16 protein-coding genes, 1 tRNA gene, 1 pseudogene and 2 riboswitches are annotated in these 15,118 nt (G+C 67.9%); of the genes and pseudogenes, 16 read left to right on the top strand and 2 right to left on the bottom strand.

Going from position 1 to position 15,118, the window contains the following annotated elements; genetic code table 11:
- Window positions 1–23: 23 nt before the first annotated feature.
- From KU887_RS00860 to KU887_RS00815, 10 genes and pseudogenes are all read left to right on the top strand, one after another.
- Complete coding sequence (locus tag KU887_RS00860) at window positions 24–227, top strand: hypothetical protein (protein WP_059882249.1); 204 nt, start codon at window positions 24–26, stop codon at window positions 225–227.
- Window positions 215–463, top strand: coding sequence for an ogr/Delta-like zinc finger family protein (locus tag KU887_RS00855; protein ID WP_059882251.1), 249 nt, complete (start codon window positions 215–217; stop codon window positions 461–463). Before KU887_RS00860 ends, KU887_RS00855 begins: the two co-directional genes overlap by 13 nt.
- 84 nt (window positions 464–547) lie before the next feature.
- Window positions 548–760, top strand: a complete 213-nt coding sequence (locus KU887_RS00850) for a hypothetical protein (RefSeq protein WP_258251996.1) — start codon at window positions 548–550, stop codon at window positions 758–760.
- 4 nt (window positions 761–764) lie between these two features.
- Window positions 765–959 (top strand): hypothetical protein, encoded by a 195-nt coding sequence (locus KU887_RS00845; RefSeq protein ID WP_258251994.1) that lies wholly within the window; start codon window positions 765–767, stop codon window positions 957–959.
- A 43-nt stretch (window positions 960–1,002) separates the two neighbouring features.
- On the top strand, window positions 1,003–1,197 hold the full coding sequence (locus tag KU887_RS00840; protein WP_258251993.1) for a hypothetical protein: 195 nt from the start codon (window positions 1,003–1,005) through the stop codon (window positions 1,195–1,197).
- A 4-nt stretch (window positions 1,198–1,201) separates the two neighbouring features.
- On the top strand, window positions 1,202–1,564 hold the full coding sequence (locus tag KU887_RS00835) for a hypothetical protein (protein ID WP_059882258.1): 363 nt from the start codon (window positions 1,202–1,204) through the stop codon (window positions 1,562–1,564).
- Window positions 1,561–1,815 carry a hypothetical protein gene (locus tag KU887_RS00830; RefSeq protein WP_258251987.1) on the top strand — a complete coding sequence of 85 codons (255 nt, stop codon included), beginning with the start codon at window positions 1,561–1,563 and terminating at the stop codon, window positions 1,813–1,815. Before KU887_RS00835 ends, KU887_RS00830 begins: the two co-directional genes overlap by 4 nt.
- A gap of 2 nt (window positions 1,816–1,817) precedes the next feature.
- On the top strand, window positions 1,818–4,610 hold the full coding sequence (locus tag KU887_RS00825) for a toprim domain-containing protein (RefSeq protein WP_258251985.1): 2,793 nt from the start codon (window positions 1,818–1,820) through the stop codon (window positions 4,608–4,610).
- 604 nt (window positions 4,611–5,214) lie between these two features.
- Window positions 5,215–5,385: pseudogene (locus KU887_RS34565) on the top strand (hypothetical protein); the annotation flags it as partial.
- A 113-nt stretch (window positions 5,386–5,498) separates the two neighbouring features.
- On the top strand, window positions 5,499–6,620 hold the full coding sequence (locus KU887_RS00815; protein WP_258251984.1) for a site-specific integrase: 1,122 nt from the start codon (window positions 5,499–5,501) through the stop codon (window positions 6,618–6,620).
- A 65-nt stretch (window positions 6,621–6,685) separates the two neighbouring features.
- Here the strand turns inward: KU887_RS00815 and KU887_RS00810 are convergent.
- A tRNA-Arg gene (locus KU887_RS00810) sits at window positions 6,686–6,761 on the bottom strand.
- 251 nt (window positions 6,762–7,012) lie between these two features.
- Between KU887_RS00810 and KU887_RS00805 the strand changes: the two genes are divergently transcribed.
- Window positions 7,013–7,900 carry a cytochrome c5 family protein gene (locus KU887_RS00805; RefSeq protein WP_006496275.1) on the top strand — a complete coding sequence of 296 codons (888 nt, stop codon included), beginning with the start codon at window positions 7,013–7,015 and terminating at the stop codon, window positions 7,898–7,900.
- A 106-nt stretch (window positions 7,901–8,006) separates the two neighbouring features.
- On the opposite strand, the gene KU887_RS00800 is transcribed toward KU887_RS00805, so the two are convergent.
- Window positions 8,007–10,094, bottom strand: a complete 2,088-nt coding sequence (locus tag KU887_RS00800) for a UvrD-helicase domain-containing protein (RefSeq protein WP_034195655.1) — start codon at window positions 10,092–10,094, stop codon at window positions 8,007–8,009.
- A gap of 309 nt (window positions 10,095–10,403) precedes the next feature.
- On the opposite strand from KU887_RS00800, the gene KU887_RS00795 reads away from it, so the two are divergent.
- The 5 genes from KU887_RS00795 to gcvH all read left to right on the top strand — a co-directional run bounded on the left by KU887_RS00795 (window position 10,404) and on the right by gcvH (window position 15,071).
- On the top strand, window positions 10,404–11,111 hold the full coding sequence (locus tag KU887_RS00795; RefSeq protein ID WP_105866240.1) for an SGNH/GDSL hydrolase family protein: 708 nt from the start codon (window positions 10,404–10,406) through the stop codon (window positions 11,109–11,111).
- A gap of 308 nt (window positions 11,112–11,419) precedes the next feature.
- Window positions 11,420–12,472: an oxidoreductase gene (locus tag KU887_RS00790; RefSeq protein ID WP_006485682.1), complete on the top strand. Its 1,053-nt coding sequence runs from the start codon at window positions 11,420–11,422 to the stop codon at window positions 12,470–12,472.
- Window positions 12,473–12,615: 143 nt separating this feature from the next.
- On the top strand, window positions 12,616–12,978 hold the full coding sequence (locus KU887_RS00785) for a hypothetical protein (RefSeq protein ID WP_006485676.1): 363 nt from the start codon (window positions 12,616–12,618) through the stop codon (window positions 12,976–12,978).
- A gap of 113 nt (window positions 12,979–13,091) precedes the next feature.
- Window positions 13,092–13,195: riboswitch (glycine riboswitch) on the top strand.
- 33 nt (window positions 13,196–13,228) lie between these two features.
- Window positions 13,229–13,362: riboswitch (glycine riboswitch) on the top strand.
- Window positions 13,363–13,445: 83 nt separating this feature from the next.
- A complete protein-coding gene (gene gcvT, locus KU887_RS00780; RefSeq protein ID WP_258251970.1) occupies window positions 13,446–14,564 on the top strand; it encodes a glycine cleavage system aminomethyltransferase GcvT in 1,119 nt (372 codons plus the stop codon).
- Window positions 14,565–14,690: 126 nt separating this feature from the next.
- Window positions 14,691–15,071, top strand: a complete 381-nt coding sequence (gene gcvH, locus KU887_RS00775) for a glycine cleavage system protein GcvH (protein ID WP_006485673.1) — start codon at window positions 14,691–14,693, stop codon at window positions 15,069–15,071.
- The last annotated feature ends 47 nt before the right edge of the window (window positions 15,072–15,118 follow it).

The following is a 15,118-nucleotide window of genomic DNA, read 5'->3' as shown; positions in this document are numbered from 1 at the left end:
GCCAACAATGAGTAGCTCCACCGATGCCCGAAACCAGCACGGAAATTGCCCTCTCGGACGCCGACCGCGACGTGCTGGAACGCGTGCGCACCTTGCACGACCTGCCCTCCCTGGAAGCGACAGTCGAGTGGCTCGCCAAGCGCCGCCTTCGCCGCACCGCCAAGCAGATGAACGGCCGCGGTCGCGCCTTGTACCTCGTCCGGAGTAAGCCGACATGCGAATCTTGAACCGCTGCCCGCACTGCCGCACGCGCGCGACCGCGCGCAGCAGTCGCGAAATGTCCCAGACCTTCCGGGAAGTCACCTTCCAGTGCAACAACGTCGAGTGCGGCCACACGTACATCGTGAACATGGAGTTCGCCCGCACCTTGTCGCCGTCCGCGACCCCCAATCTGTCGCTACATCTGCCGCTCTCACCGAACGTGCGCGAGCGTCTTGTCGAGCAGCTCGAACTGCCCGTCTAGCGACCTAACCCCTTCCCCTGTTTTCCCTCGCATCGTGCCTGTGCGGCGCGAGGGGCTTTTTTTGCCCGAAAAAAGGAGATCAGCATGGCCACCCTCGCTTCCGCCGCCGTCGTTATGCCGTTCGATCCGGCCCGCCTGTCGCTCGATAAGCGCCGCGAATACCTGCGCGCACTGTGGTGCGCCGACATCGATCCGTTCGTGTTCGTCGGCACCGCCCGCCGACTCGGCTACGCATTGGGCTGTCATTGGGACGCCGATGCCGGCATGCCCGTCCTGACGCCCATCGTTCTGCACTGATCCGATGCGTGCGCCCCTCACCGACGTCGACCTGCGCGCGATGTGGCGCCGCCTGCGCATGGTCGGCAATTTCGACGCCCTGTGCCCGGCCGCCCGTCACGCCTTCGAGTGCACGGCGAACGTGTGGCGCGATCGCGAGCCCGTGGTCGAGATGCCGGCCGTTGACGGGAAACGCCGCGCCGCGAACGACTTCGACTGACCCATCCGCGCCGGCCGCCGGCGCACTTGCCTGGAACCACACCATGAAGCCCTACGTTTTCAGCATCGGCGTGCTGCTGATGCTTTCCCTGTCCCTCACCGGCGTCTACTACCTGGCCGCCGACGTGCTGCGCCTGTTCGACGTTCGGCCTGCCCGGCCGATCGCTTTTGCGATCGGCGTCGTCGCGATGGTCGTCCTGGTCGCGGCCCTGGCATGGTCCGTTCCGCCGCGGGGCTGACACGATGACGAACGAGCCCACCATCCGCTACGAGCTGCTGACGCCGGCCGGCCTGCGCACCGTCGCCGGCGATCACGTCGTCATCCCGAACGACGCCGGCGCCACGTTCGGCATCCACGTCGAGCCGCACCTGCGCGACGGCCATCCAGAAAAGTGGGTCGTCACCCACCTCGCCTCGGGCATCCGCATCGGCCACGGCGTGACGCACGACGCGGCGCGTGCCAACGCGACGACGAACGTCGATCGCAACCGCGACCGCCTGCGCGCCACGCTCGACCAGGCGATGACCTCGCGCTACGAGCTGCAGCACGCCGTTCAACGCCTGCAGCAGAACCATCACGACATCCTCGGAGGTGCAGCAGCATGACGCGCACGACTACCCCTCACGATGCCGCACTCGCGGCTTCCATCGCGGCGGCCGCCGACGCCCTTCGCTTCGACCATGAACCCGGCGGCCTGCAGCGCGTCGCGGTGCTCGCGCTGTTCGTCAGCGTTCTCGGCGATCGTCTGGCGCTTGCCTTCCCTGCGTCCGCCGGCGCGCTCCGTGCGCTCGTCGACAGCCCCGCGACACCCGGCAACCCTGCCGCCCTCTCCCTGCATCAACAGCAACAGCAATAACGATGGCCTCGATCGACGAACTGAAACAACGCATCGACCTGCACGACCTCGCCGATCGCCTCGGCTTGAAGCGCGGTCGCGGCGGCGACCGCGCGCTGTACCACTCGCCGCAGCACGACGACAAGAGCCCGTCCCTGTCGATCTACGTGAACCACCCGAAGCACGGCACTGGCTGGCGCGACCACAGCGCCGACGTCGGCGGCTCGTGTATCGACCTGGTCATTCACGCGCGCGGCGGCACGGTCGCCGATGCGGTGCGCTACCTGCACGACGCGTACGGTATTCCGCTCGACCGCCAGGCGCCGGCCGAGCGCCGAGAGAAAACGACCGTCGAATACATCGCCGATCGATGCTTCGCGGAGCGCGACCAGGTGCGCGAATACCTCGCTGGCCGCGGTATTTCCGCAGCCGCGATCGACGCGGCGATCGCCGCGCGCTCGCTCGGCTTCAACACGTGGACCAGCTCGAAGGTCGCGGCCGGCGAAGTGGGTCACGCCGGCCCGGCCGCCGCGTTCATCGTGCGCGCGCCTGGCGACGGCCGCGTCGTTGCCGTCGACATGCGCTATGTCGATCCGGCGCTCAACGGCGGCGTCAAGACGCAAACCCAGGGCGACAAAGCTGGTTACGGCTGGACCGCCGATCCTCGCCGGCTCGACAAGGCGAAGCGCGTGTTCATCGTCGAAAGCGCGATCAACGCGCTGTCGATCGACACCTGCGCGATGCCTGGTGCCGCCGCGCTCGCGCTGCGCGGCCTGGCGAACGTCGACGGCATCGACTTCGCGTTCCTGCGCGGCAAACAGGTCGTGATCTGCCTGGACAACGACGAGCCGTTCGCGGACGGCCACCCGCGCGCCGGCCGCCGCCCTGGGCCGGAAGCTGCCTGGGCGCTCTACGAACGGCTCACGGCGCTGAACATCAGTGCCGTGCTCGTTGACCAGGCGAATTGGTTTGCCGACCTCGCGGACTGCGAGAAGGCCGTCAAGCCGATCAACGACGTGAACGACTATCTGCAACTGCGCGGCCCGGCCGATCTGCAGCGCGCACTCGACCAGCTCGAGCCGTGGCTCATCGCCGGCCTCGCCGGCGACGCCACGCGTCGCGGCCGGCCGCGCATCTTCCTGCCGTCGCACGACTTCGCGCAGTACTGGCGTTTCCGCGTTCGGCCGGACTTCACCAGCTACATCACGAAGATGGACAAGAACGAGGAAAGCGGCGTCGAGACGCCCGTCATGACTGACCTGTGCGGCTTCCGCATCGCCGGCATCAGCCGCGTGTCCGTGGCGAGCGCGACGTCGACGATGACGGGCGACGCCGACCAGGCGCCCACCGTCTATTTCGCCGTGTCGGTCCAGGCGCCGCGCCACGGCGCGCAGCTCGTGCGCCGCGTCATGCTCGACGACCAGCTCCACAACGTCGACCAGTGGGGCAAGTTCGGCCCGATCTGGGCGCCGGCGCCGTTCAAGCGCATGGTGAACATCCTGGAGCGCGGCGCCGACCTCGGCGCGCGCCAGGCGGCGAACTTCGTCGGGCTCGCCTGGCGCGACGGCCGCCTGATCGTCAACGAGGGGCCGGACTGCTATTTCACGGAAGCCGACAAGCAGTGCCCGTATCACAACCTGACCTTCCCGACCGGCCCGGCCAGCGACGCGCGCCGCGTGATCGCCGCGTACCAGGCGACGTTCAAGCAGAACGCGGCGACGATCCCGCTCGTGTGGGCGCTCGGCGGCCACCTGAAGGCACTGCTCGGCTTCTGGCCGCACATCACGATCCAGGCGAACAAGGGCGCCGGTAAGTCGACGCTCATCAAGCGGCTTGAACGCTCGCTCGCGTTCACGATGTTCTCCGGGCAGTCACTGCAGACCGAGTTCCGCCTGCTGACCAGCATCAGCCACACGAGCCACCCGGTCGGATGGGAAGAGCTGTCCGCGCGCCGGCAGGACGTGATCGACAAGGCGGTCGGCCTGCTGCAGGAGAACTACCAATACACCGTGACACGTCGCGGCACCGACATGACCGAATATCTGTTGTGCGCGCCCGTGATGCTGGCCGGCGAAGACGTGCCCGTGCGCAGCCTGCTCGGCAAGCTCGTGCGCACGACGCTGACTGGCAAGCGCGGCCCGCTGATGCCGGACGATCTGCCGCGCTTCCCGGTTCGGCAGTGGCTCGAATTCCTCGCCGGCCTGGACAAGCGCGCCGTGGCCGACCACTACGCGACGCTGCGCGACAAGGCGCTGGCCAACTGCCGCGCGAGTGGCGAGGACGACGGCGCCAAGCGCATGGCCGGCAACTACGCGGCCGTCGCGCTCGCCTGGCGCTACCTGTGCGAGTTCGCCGGCATGGACCCGAGCGAAGGCGACTTCCCACGCGACCTGCTCGCCGAAATGAACGGCCACATCGCCGAGACGAGCGCCGACCGCGAGCCGTGGGTCTGGATCATGGAAACCGCGCTGTCGGAAATGGACTGCGGCAACTACAAGCACCCGTACACCTTCGACACCGTCGACGGCGAGTTCTGCCTGCTCATCAACACCGGCCACGTGATGGACCACATCGCCCACACAAGCGCGCTGCGCGACAAATGGAACGGCCTGCCCGTGAAATCCGATCGCGTATTCAAGGCACAGCTCAAGCACGCCGGCGTCATCGTCGGCGACAAGGAGGTTGAGCGCCGGATCTACACGCGCCGCGTGCGCTACCTCACGCCGATCTCGCTCGAACGCCTGGCCGCGTTCGGCCTGCACGTATCCATCCGGGAAGACCTGGCCACCGACGCACTGCAAGGGGCCGCAGCGTGACGCCCTCTCAGCTGATGCGGCCGCCCTGCGGCCGTACCCCTTCCCTCATTCTTTCCGGCCGCGCAGCGGCCCTGCATTCGGGTTTCCGGTGCGTGCGCCGATGCGCGCAGCAATCGGCGCACGTCGTCACGCGGCCGCGGTGCTGTCCGCTTCCCCCCGTACCCCCCGCGAGTCGAAACGGCCGGGCAACAACGCCGCCCTTGAGGGAGCGGGGCCGCGCGGGCCCGTTTTTCCACAGGGAACCGGCAGGCAGCGCAGAAAACTCGGGGATTCTGGGCCTCTTCGCTTGTAAGTCATTGATTGTTGAGAAGACACCCGCCCCGTGTGGCATCACGTTTGCCCCCATTCGGGGTGATTTTGCCCCTAGTTCAATTTTTGCGCCGGCCGCCGTCGCCCCTTTCTCTTCTCTCTCTAATTCATTGAAAAAGAAGAAGAAAGAATACGAAGAGAGGCAAGGAATCGACTCGAACGCAATGCCCCGAGTCATGCCCGTTTTGCCCTCAATTGCGGATGCTGCCCATTTTTTGTGCCCCGAGTTAAAACGCGCGCCCAGCTTCATTCGGGGCAAATGGGGGCATGTAATGTCCAATAAATTCAATCAGTTATGCGCGAATTCGGCGTTAGCCCCCAATCCCCTAGTTGCGCTGCGTGTGCTCCCCCCATGCGAGACATGGGCACGGCCTCGCCGAGCACGGTCGACCTGCTCGGCGCGGCGGCGATACTCGGCGCACATCCAGAGACGGTGCGCCTGAAGGCGAAGGCCGGCGAGCTGCCCGGCCGCAAGGTCGGCAAGCGCTGGATGTTTTCGACAGTTGCCCTGCAGCGGTACCTCGCCGGAGAATGGATTCCGCGAGTTGTGCAGGGCGACCCGCAGGAGAAATTTGAATCATGTCGCTCTATAAACGCAGTAACAGTCCCAACTGGTATTACCGGCTCACCCCGCCTGGCGGCGGTCCGGTCGTACAAGGCAGCACTGGCACCAGCAACAAAGCCCAAGCGAAAGAACTGCACGATCGGCTGAAAGTCGATCTGTGGAACCAGGCGCGGCTCGGCCACAAGCCGCGCTACACCTGGAACGATGCCGTCGTGCGCTACATCAGCGACCGCGAGGGGCTGTCGAGCTTGGAAACGTCGAAAACGCACCTTCGCTGGCTTGACCAACACCTGTCCGGCGTCGCGCTGGCCGACATCGACCGCAACCGCATCGACGCGATCGCCCTCGCCAAACGGAGGGAACCGAAGGTGATCCGCACGAAGCACGGGATCGTGACCACCGGCGAGTGCGTCAGCGCCGGCACCGTGACGCGCGTCATCGGCGTGCTGAAGGCCGTGCTGAACGCGGCCGTCGAGTGGGAATGGCTGGACCGCGTGCCGGTCACGAAGCGCACGAAGGTCGTGCAGAAGCGTATCCGCTGGCTCACGCCGGCCCAGGCCGAACGGTTGCTCGCCGAGTTGCCCGACCACCTGGCCGACATGGCGCGCTTCGCGCTTGAGACGGGCTTGCGCCGCTCGAATGTGACCGGGTTGCAGTGGTCGCAGGTCGACATCGTGCGGCGTGTCGCCTGGATTCATCCGGATCAGGCGAAGGCGAAAAAAGCGATCACCGTGCCGCTCTCAGATACGGCGATCGCCGTGCTGCTGCGTCAGCGCGGGAAGAAGCGCGCCCCCGAGTTCGTCGACAGTGTGTTCGTCTACCACGGCCGGCCGGTCTATCAGACCGTGACCGAAGCCTGGCGCAAGGCGTTGAAACGCGCCGGCATCAGTGATTTTCGCTGGCACGATCTGCGTCACACCTGGGCGAGCTGGCACGTGCAGCGCGGCACGCCGTTACAGGTGTTAAAGGAGCTGGGCGGATGGGAAACACTGGAAATGGTGCAGCGCTACGCGCACCTGTCGGCGGCGCACTTGGCGCAATGGGTGCAGCCGCACTTGCCGGTGGCGCAGGCGATCGAGCTGCCGCGCGAAACAGTGTCAGCGCCGCCGGACACACTGCTGACCGCAGCCGGCTAACTGTAATTTCACTGTAACGGGGGGACACGATGAAGTAACGAAACCGCTGGAAGCCTTGTCAGGCTTGGCGCGCCCGGCTGGGATCGAACCAGCAACCCCTGCCTTCGGAGGGCAGTACTCTATCCATTGAGCTACGGGCGCGTGTGACAGTGAAGCGACCCCATATACAGGCCGCCCACGATTGGCAAGACGGCAAGGATACCCGGTTTCCCATGACGCGTCCACCTTGCCTGCCGAATCGCCGCCGGGCCGTGCTGCGTGCGGGTAAACACGCGCCATCGCGCCGCTCGCCGTGATGTAAACGTTCCGTCTATAATCGTCCGTGCTTCATTGGACTGCCATTTTGCCGTTGCACCGCGCTCACAATTCCTATTCATGGAGACGAGGCAAGCATGAGCGAAGCACCCCACGAATCTCCCGTCAAAACCCCCGGGCAGTTGATTGCCGTCATCATCGCGTCGTTCGCGATTCCGATCATCCTGATCGTCCTGTTCGCCAATTATGCGAACCATGCGTTCCGTTCCGGCGCCGGCACGGACGCGCTATCCGACGAGCAGGTCGCCGCACGGATCGCCCCGATCGCGAAGGTTGACGTGAAGGACGCCAACGCGCCCCGCACGTACAAGACCGGCGAGGAAGTCTACAAGGCCGTCTGCGTGACCTGCCACGGCACCGGCGCCGCCGGCGCGCCGAAGTTCGGCAACAAGGACGACTGGGCGCCGCGCATCTCGCAAGGCTTCGACACGCTGCTGAAGACGGCCCTCGCGGGCAAGGGCGCGATGCCGGCGCGCGGCGGCACGAGCCCCGACGACGTCAGCGACTATGAAATCGCCCGCGCGATCGTCTACATGGCGAACAACGACGGCGCGAACTTCCCCGAACCGGCTGCGCCGGCCGCCAACGCGGCGCAGCCCGCGAGCGGCGCGCCCGCGTCGGGCGCCGATGCGTCGAACGCGCAGGCCGCGGCCGCCATGGCCGCGATCGCCGCGATCCCGAAGGCCGGCGAAAAGCCCGCGGCCGCCCCGGCCGGCGCCGATGCGGCAACGGCCGGCAAGGCGCTGTACGCGTCGACCTGCCAGGCCTGCCACGCGGCCGGCGTGCTCGGCGCGCCGAAGTTCGGCAGCAAGGAAGACTGGGCGCCGCGCCTGAAGGACTCGATGGATACGGTCTACAACTACGCGCTGCACGGCAAGGGCGCGATGCCGCCGAAGGGCGGGTCGAACGCGTCGGATGCCGACGTGAAGGCGGCCGTCGACTACATGGTCAACGCGGCGAAGTAACGACGTCGCCCGGCCCTCCGTCAAAAACCCCCGCGACGCACGCGCATCGCGGGGGTTTCGTTTTTGGGTTGCCGGTTCGCCGCGCCATCGTGCGCGCGGCGCCGCGTCACTTCTGCAGCAATGCCTTCAGGCTCGCGAGCCGGTCCTTCGGCGACATCGGCGCCTCTTCCGGCGTCGGCGGCGGCGCTTCGTCGAGCCCCATCTCCGGGATGAAGCGCGACGGTTCGCACACGACCGTCTCGCGCGCCCGCTTGCGCTTCTTGCACCAGTTCAGGTGCAGGCTGCGCTGCGCACGGGTAATCGCGACGTACATCAGCCGGCGCTCCTCCTCGATCCGCTCGTTGTCGATCGGGCCGTCGTCCTCGCTGCCGCCGCGGTGCGGCATGATGCCTTCCTCGACGCCGACCAGGAACACGTGCGGATACTCGAGCCCCTTCGACGCATGGACGGTCGACAGCCGCACGGCGTCCGGGTCCTCGTCCTTGCCCTCGAGCATCGACATCAGCGCGACGGTCTGGATCAGGCCGAGCAGGTTCTTGCCCGTGTCGGCGAGCCCGTCCGCGTTGTGGAAACCGTCGGCCTCGCCGTCGACGGCCTCCGTCTCGGGCTTCGTGCCCTTGCGCTTCAGCCATTCGAGGAATTCGAGCACGTTCTGCCACTTCGACTGCGCCTGCCGCTCGTCGAACGCGTCGTACAGGTACGCCTCGTAGTGGATCGCCTCCATCATGTCGTCGAGCACGACGGTCGCGGGCTCCTTGTCCGCGCGCTCGGTCAGGCGCTGGATGAAGTCGCAGAACATCCGCAGCGGTTCGACCTGGCGCGCCGACAGCCGCGCCTCGATCCCGCCCATGTACACGGCCTCGAACAGCGACACCTTCGCCTGCCCCGCGAACGAGCCGAGCGCTTCCAGCGTCGTGTTGCCGATGCCGCGGCGCGGCGTGGTGACCGCGCGGATGAACGCGGGATCGTCGTCGGCGTTCGCGATCAGCCGCAGGTACGCGCACAGATCCTTGATCTCGGCCTTGTCGAAGAACGACTGGCCGCCCGACAGCACGTACGGAATCCGCTCGCGCCGCAGCACCTGCTCGAAGATGCGCGCCTGGAAGTTGCCGCGGTACAGGATCGCGTAGTCGCGGAACTGCGCGCGCCGCTCGAACTTGTGCGCGGAGAGCCGGAACACGACCGACTCGGCCTCGTGTTCCTCGTCGTTGCACGCCGTGACGGTGATCGAATCGCCCATCCCGTGCTCGGACCACAGCTTCTTCTCGAACAGCTTCGGGTTGTTCGCGATCACGTTGTTCGCGGCGGTCAGGATCCGCACCGTCGACCGGTAGTTCTGCTCGAGCTTGATCACGTGCAGCTTCGGGAAATCCTTGCCGAGCTGCGCGAGGTTCTCGAGCGTCGCGCCGCGCCAGCCGTAGATCGCCTGGTCGTCGTCGCCGACCGCCGTGAATGCGGCGCGCGGGCCCGCGAGCTGCTTCAGCAGCTCGTACTGGCACGCGTTGGTGTCCTGGTATTCGTCGATCAGCAGGTAGCGCAGCTTGTTCTGCCAGCGGTCGCGCACCTGCTCGTTCTTCGCGAACAGCTCGGCCGGCAGGCGGATCAGGTCGTCGAAATCGACCGCCTGGTACGCGTGGAGCGTCGCCACGTAGTTGCGGTAGACCAGCGCGGCCTGGTGCTCGTCCTCGTTGGCCGCGATCGCCATCGCCTCGTCGGGCATGATCAGGCCGTTCTTCCACAGCGAGATGATGCTCTGGATCTTGCGGATCAGCCCTTTGTCGGTCGTGCCGAGCTGCTCCTGGATCATCCCGAAGCAGTCGTCCGAATCCATGATCGAGAACTGCGGCTTCAGGCCGACGTGCTCGGCCTCCTGGCGCAGGATCTGCACACCCAGCGAATGGAACGTGCAGACGGTGAGCTGGTTGACGGGCACCTTGCGGCCTTCCTTGCCCGGCGTGGTCAGCGTCTTGCCTTCCAGCAGCTTCGACACACGCTCGCGCATTTCGGCCGCCGCCTTGTTCGTGAACGTGACGGCGGCGATGTGGCGCGGCTCGAAACCTTTCGCTTCGATCAGGTGCGCGATCTTCTGCGTGATCACGCGGGTCTTGCCGCTGCCCGCGCCGGCGAGCACGAGACAGGGACCGTCGAGGTAGCGCACCGCTTCGTTCTGAGCGGGATTGAGGCCTGCTGACATGATGGCGGATGGTGTTGCGGGTTGACGGCGGAACGCCGGGAGGATGCCGTGCGCGGCAGGCTGGCGAAGCAGGCGGACACGCAGGCAGGACGCGCATGTTAACACGTCGGCGGCGGGTATTTCGGGCGCGCCGCCGGACGGGGCGCGCAGGCTTGCCGGGCGGGCGCCCCCCGTCCGTTCGGCGTTGTCGTGGCCGTCCGTTCGGCCAATCGGGCCCGGTCCGCGCCGTGATCGGACACAATACGCACTCCGCTGGCGCCACCCGCGCCGGCCGCTTCAATGCGTTTCAACCACCGCCGGATCGACCTCATGGGATACCCGTTCGCCACCGCCGCCCTCGGCCCGCTGCTGTTCGCGCAAGGGCGCTACGTGCGCCGCGTCACGCCGCGGCTGCCCGAAGCGGCCGGGCCGCGCGACGGCTCAGTCGGCAACGGCCCGCCGCTGCGCGTGCTGGTGGTCGGCGATTCGGCCGCCGCGGGGGTCGGCGTCGCGACGCAGCACGACGCGCTCGCCGGGCACCTGGCGAGCGCGCTGGCGGCCACGCACCGCGTGCGCTGGAAACTGCTCGCGCGCACCGGCCTGACCACGCGCGAGCTCGTCGACTGGCTCGCCGCCGAGCCGACCGAGCCGTTCGACGTGGCCGTGACGTCGCTCGGCGTCAACGACGTGACGGGCGGCGTGCCGCCCGCACGCTGGCTCGCGCAGCAGACCGAGCTGGTGCGGCTGCTCGCCGCGCGTTTCCAGGTCGGGCACGCGATCCTGTCGGCGGTGCCGCCGATGGAGCGCTTCCCGGCGCTGCCGCAGCCGCTCGCGTGGTATCTGGGGCGGCGCGCGAAACGGCTCAACACGGCGCTCGCCGGCTGGGCGGGCGCGCAGCCGCACTGCACGTTCCTGCGGGTCGACCTGCCGCTCGAACGGCACCTGATGGCCGCCGACGGCTTCCACCCCGGCGCAGCCGCCTGCGCGGTGTGGGCCGCGCAGGTTGCGGCTGCGGTGCGGCAGCGGATGGACGGATGATGCGGCACATGCCGAGGCCGGCTGGCCGCCCCGGCTCACCGGGCGGTGCGCCGGGTGCCGGGTGCCGGGTGCCGGGTGCCGGGTGCCGGGCGCCAAGAGCCAAGAGCCGGGTGCCGCGCGTTCGACAGTCGCACCGCGCGCCCCCGCTCCTGCGCAAAATGCCGGTATTCCTTGCGCAAGCGTCGCATCGCTCCGTGCATTTCGCCCGACGCGTCTGTGCAAGCGGCAGCGCCATGCCAAAATAGCCGGTCGTCTTCGCGCCGCTCCGGCGCGCCATCCTTTAGTTTCCTTCGCAGCCAGGAATTGCCATGTCGTCATTGCTCAGGATTGGTTTGATGGGTTTCGGTTTCGCCGGCGCGACGTTCCACGCGCCCGTGATCGCCACGAGCGGCCGCACTGAAGTCGCCGCGATCGCGACGGGCCAGGGGGAACGCGCGCAGGCCGCGTATCCGGGCGCGCGCATCGTCCCCGACCTCGACACGCTGCTCGGCCTCGACGATATCGAATGCGTGGTGATCGCCACGCCGAACGACACCCATTTCGCGCTCGCGCGCCAGGTGCTCGAAGCCGGCCGCCACGTAGTGGTCGACAAGCCCGTCACGCTCACCGCCGACGAGGCGCTCGCGCTCGCGCGGCTCGCGAACGCGCGCAGCCGGCTGTTCGCGCCGTTCCACAACCGCCGCTGGGACGGCGATTTCCTCACCGTGCGCCGCATCGTCGAATCGGGCGAGCTCGGCCGCCTCACGTACTTCGCGTCGCACTTCGACCGCTTCCGGCCGACGCCGCGCACGCGCTGGCGCGAGGAGCCGGCCCGCGGCGGCGGCCTGCTGCTCGACCTCGGCCCGCACCTGATCGACCAGGCCCTCGCGCTGTTCGGCACGCCGGAAACGGTGAGCGCCACCGTCAAGACGCGCCGCGACCACGGTACGGCGCCCGATTTCGTGCACCTGCTGCTCGGCTATCCGGACAAGGACGTCGCGCTGCATGCGAGCGCGCTGTCAGCGATCGAACCCGCGCGCTTCACGCTGCACGGCACGCGCGGCAGCTACCAGAAGTTCGGGCTCGACACGCAGGAAGACCAGCTCAAGGCCGGCCTCACCGCGGACGACGTCGAATTCGGTGGCGGCAACCCGCCCGGCCTGCTGCGCGTGCTCGACGGCGACGTCGAGGTCGAGCGGCCGGTGCCGACGCTCGACGGCCAGTACGCGGAGTTCTACCGCGCGCTCGCCGCGTCGATCCGCGACGGCGCGCCGTTCCCCGTCACCGCGCAGGACGCGGTCGACGTGATGACGATCATCGAGCTCGCCGCGCAGAGCGAACACGACGGCCGCCGGGTGCCGTTCGTGCGCCGCCCGGTCTGACGCCGCCGGCCGGGTCGGTGCCGCCCCGCCCGCTCGGCGCCGAACATTCCGTTACAAATGGTGCGGGAACGAAAGTCAGCGGTCGTTCGGTCTGACGCGTTTCTCAAAAAGTCGATCCGACACCCATCCGTCAGGAGAATGTGATGCAACGGTTGATTCGCGCAGCGGCATGCTGCGTCCTGGTTTCCTCGCTCGCGGCGTGTATCGTGCAGCCGCAGCGGCCGGCCCGGCAGGCGCCCCCGCCGCGACCGAATCCGCAGGTCGTCGCGAACGACCGCATGCAGGAGGTCCAGGGACGGATCGACAACCTGCATCGCCGGATCGACGCGCGCGTGAACGGCGGCTACTACCCGCCGCCCTACGGCGCGCAGCTGCACCATCGCCTCGACGTGATCCGCCAGGAAGCGAACGACATGTCGGCCCAGCACAACGGCGGCCTGTCCGGCGACGAGCAGCGCGTGCTGAACCAGGAACTCGACACGGCCGCGCGCGCGATCGGCGAGTAACGCGCCGGCACCTGCCGGCGCGGATGAAGCGGCGGCGCCGGCCGCCGCCGCTTGTCGCGAAGCGACATTCTTTTGCTCAAATTGACAATGCCCACCTGCTCGCGTACAGTCGCCCGCACGCGTCGGGAGAGCGTGTGACCGGGTTGTTCCGACACCGGTTGCGCCGCCGAAGGGGCACACCCGCAAACTCTCAGGCAAAAGGACCGACCGCGTCGGGAAACCGCATCCGCGCACCGCGCGAGCAATACGTTTCCCGCACTCTGGAGAGCGGCAGTAGCCCGCAGCGCATTGGCTGCGCGGGCAGGCTGCCCACCGAAGGGGCGCGCGTTCGCCGGGCTTGGCCCGCAGCGCAATCTCTCAGGTATCGAGGACAGAGGGGCATGTACCGGATCGCGTGAGGCCATCGGCCGCGGCGGTCGGCACATGGCCGTTCTGATCCGCGCGCAAGCGCCTTGCCTGAGGCCTCGATGACTGCACTGAATCACACCCCGCTCAACGCCGCGCACCGCGCGCTCAATGCCCGCATGGTCGACTTCGGCGGCTGGGACATGCCCGTCAACTACGGCTCGCAGATCGAAGAACACGCTGCCGTGCGCACCGACGCCGGCATGTTCGACGTGTCGCACATGTGCGTCGTCGATTTCACCGGCAGCCGCGTGCGCGCGTTCTTCGAGCATGCGATCGCGAACAACGTCGGCAAGCTCAAGACGCCCGGCAAGGCACTCTACTCGTGCCTGCTCAACCCGCAGGGCGGCGTCATCGACGATCTGATCGTCTACTACTTCACCGAAGAATTCTTCCGCGTGGTCGTCAACGCCGGCACCGCCGAGAAAGACATCGCGTGGTTCAACCAGCTGAACGAGCAAGGCGGCTACGGCCTGACGATCGCGCCGCGCCGCGATTTCGCGATCGTCGCCGTCCAGGGTCCCAACGCCCGCGAAAAGGTCTGGGCGACGGTGCCTTCCGTCCGCGCCGCCACCAGCGAACTCAAGCCGTTCAACGCCGCGCAGGTCGCCGGCACGCCGTTCGGCGATCTCACCATCGCCCGCACCGGCTATACCGGCGAAGACGGCTTCGAAGTGATCGTCCCGGCCGCGCACGTCGAAGTGCTGTGGAATGCGCTGCAGCAACACGGCGTGCGTCCGTGCGGGCTCGGCGCGCGCGACACGCTGCGCCTCGAGGCCGGCATGAACCTGTACGGCCAGGACATGGACGACACCGTCTCTCCGCTCGACGCGGGCCTCGCATGGACCGTCGACCTCGCCGCGCCGCGCGACTTCGTCGGCCGCGCCGCACTCGAAGCCAACGGCACGCGCGCCGCGTTCGTCGGCCTGATCCTGCAGAAGGAAAACGGCAAGGCGGGCGGCGTGCTGCGCGCGCACCAGAAGGTCGTCACGCCGCACGGCGAAGGCGAGATCACGAGCGGCACGTTCTCGCCGTCGATGCAGGAATCGATCGCGTTCGCGCGGGTGCCGGCGGCCGTCCAGATCGGCGACACCGTCCAGGTGCAAATTCGAGACAAGAATCTTCCCGCGCGCGTGGTAAAACTGCCGTTCGTGCGCAACGGCAAGGTCCTCGCTGCGTAACGACCGAGAAGCGGCCGCGGGGCCGCCTCCCGGCAAGCCGGGAGATGGCGCCCGGCGCAACCCTATCCGGCGTGCCATGGCGGCGCGCCAGCAGAACGAACACACCCTTTTATCCAGGAGCATCCGATGAGCAACGTCCCGGCCGAGCTGAAATACACCGACGAACACGAGTGGATCCGCACCGAGGCGGACGGCACGCTGACGGTCGGCATCACCGATCACGCGCAGAGCACGCTCGGCGACATCGTCTTCCTCGAGCTGCCCGAAGTCGGCAAGTCGGTGAACGCGGGCGACGCCGTCGGCGTCGTCGAATCGGTGAAGGCGGCCTCCGACATCTACTCGCCGGTGTCCGGCGAGATCGTCGCCATCAACGAAGCAGCCACCGACGCGCCGGAAGAAGTGAACGGCGATGCGTACGGCGTGTGGCTCTTCAAGATCAAGCTCGCGGCCGGCGCGTCGACCGACAAGCTGATCGACGCCGACGCCTACAGCAAGCTGATCGACTAATTTCCCTACCCGAACCGCGCGGCGCCGGCCTCGGCGCGCGCGGGACC

The sequence above is a fragment of the Burkholderia sp. EMB26 genome (assembly GCF_024730645.1).
Lineage (GTDB): Bacteria > Pseudomonadota > Gammaproteobacteria > Burkholderiales > Burkholderiaceae > Burkholderia > Burkholderia cenocepacia.
Note: the sequence above shows the minus strand (reverse complement) of the source record. Positions and strands in the feature narration are given on the sequence as shown.

Excerpts from the sequence above, each read along its gene's own strand:
- KU887_RS00790 (WP_006485682.1), top strand. The coding sequence starts at position 11,420 with ATGTCGTCATTGCTCAGGATTGGTTTGATGGGTTTCGGTTTCGCCGGC.
- KU887_RS00835 (WP_059882258.1), top strand. The coding sequence starts at position 1,202 with ATGACGAACGAGCCCACCATCCGCTACGAGCTGCTGACGCCGGCCGGC.
- KU887_RS00825 (WP_258251985.1), top strand. The coding sequence starts at position 1,818 with ATGGCCTCGATCGACGAACTGAAACAACGCATCGACCTGCACGACCTC.
- KU887_RS00815 (WP_258251984.1), top strand. The coding sequence starts at position 5,499 with ATGTCGCTCTATAAACGCAGTAACAGTCCCAACTGGTATTACCGGCTC.
- gcvH (WP_006485673.1), top strand. The coding sequence starts at position 14,691 with ATGAGCAACGTCCCGGCCGAGCTGAAATACACCGACGAACACGAGTGG.
- KU887_RS00795 (WP_105866240.1), top strand. The coding sequence starts at position 10,404 with ATGGGATACCCGTTCGCCACCGCCGCCCTCGGCCCGCTGCTGTTCGCG.
- KU887_RS00840 (WP_258251993.1), top strand. The coding sequence starts at position 1,003 with ATGAAGCCCTACGTTTTCAGCATCGGCGTGCTGCTGATGCTTTCCCTG.
- KU887_RS00850 (WP_258251996.1), top strand. The coding sequence starts at position 548 with ATGGCCACCCTCGCTTCCGCCGCCGTCGTTATGCCGTTCGATCCGGCC.
- KU887_RS00860 (WP_059882249.1), top strand. The coding sequence starts at position 24 with ATGCCCGAAACCAGCACGGAAATTGCCCTCTCGGACGCCGACCGCGAC.
- KU887_RS00830 (WP_258251987.1), top strand. The coding sequence starts at position 1,561 with ATGACGCGCACGACTACCCCTCACGATGCCGCACTCGCGGCTTCCATC.
- KU887_RS00855 (WP_059882251.1), top strand. The coding sequence starts at position 215 with ATGCGAATCTTGAACCGCTGCCCGCACTGCCGCACGCGCGCGACCGCG.
- gcvT (WP_258251970.1), top strand. The coding sequence starts at position 13,446 with ATGACTGCACTGAATCACACCCCGCTCAACGCCGCGCACCGCGCGCTC.
- KU887_RS00785 (WP_006485676.1), top strand. The coding sequence starts at position 12,616 with ATGCAACGGTTGATTCGCGCAGCGGCATGCTGCGTCCTGGTTTCCTCG.
- KU887_RS00800 (WP_034195655.1), bottom strand. The coding sequence starts at position 10,094 with ATGTCAGCAGGCCTCAATCCCGCTCAGAACGAAGCGGTGCGCTACCTC.
- KU887_RS00845 (WP_258251994.1), top strand. The coding sequence starts at position 765 with ATGCGTGCGCCCCTCACCGACGTCGACCTGCGCGCGATGTGGCGCCGC.
- KU887_RS00805 (WP_006496275.1), top strand. The coding sequence starts at position 7,013 with ATGAGCGAAGCACCCCACGAATCTCCCGTCAAAACCCCCGGGCAGTTG.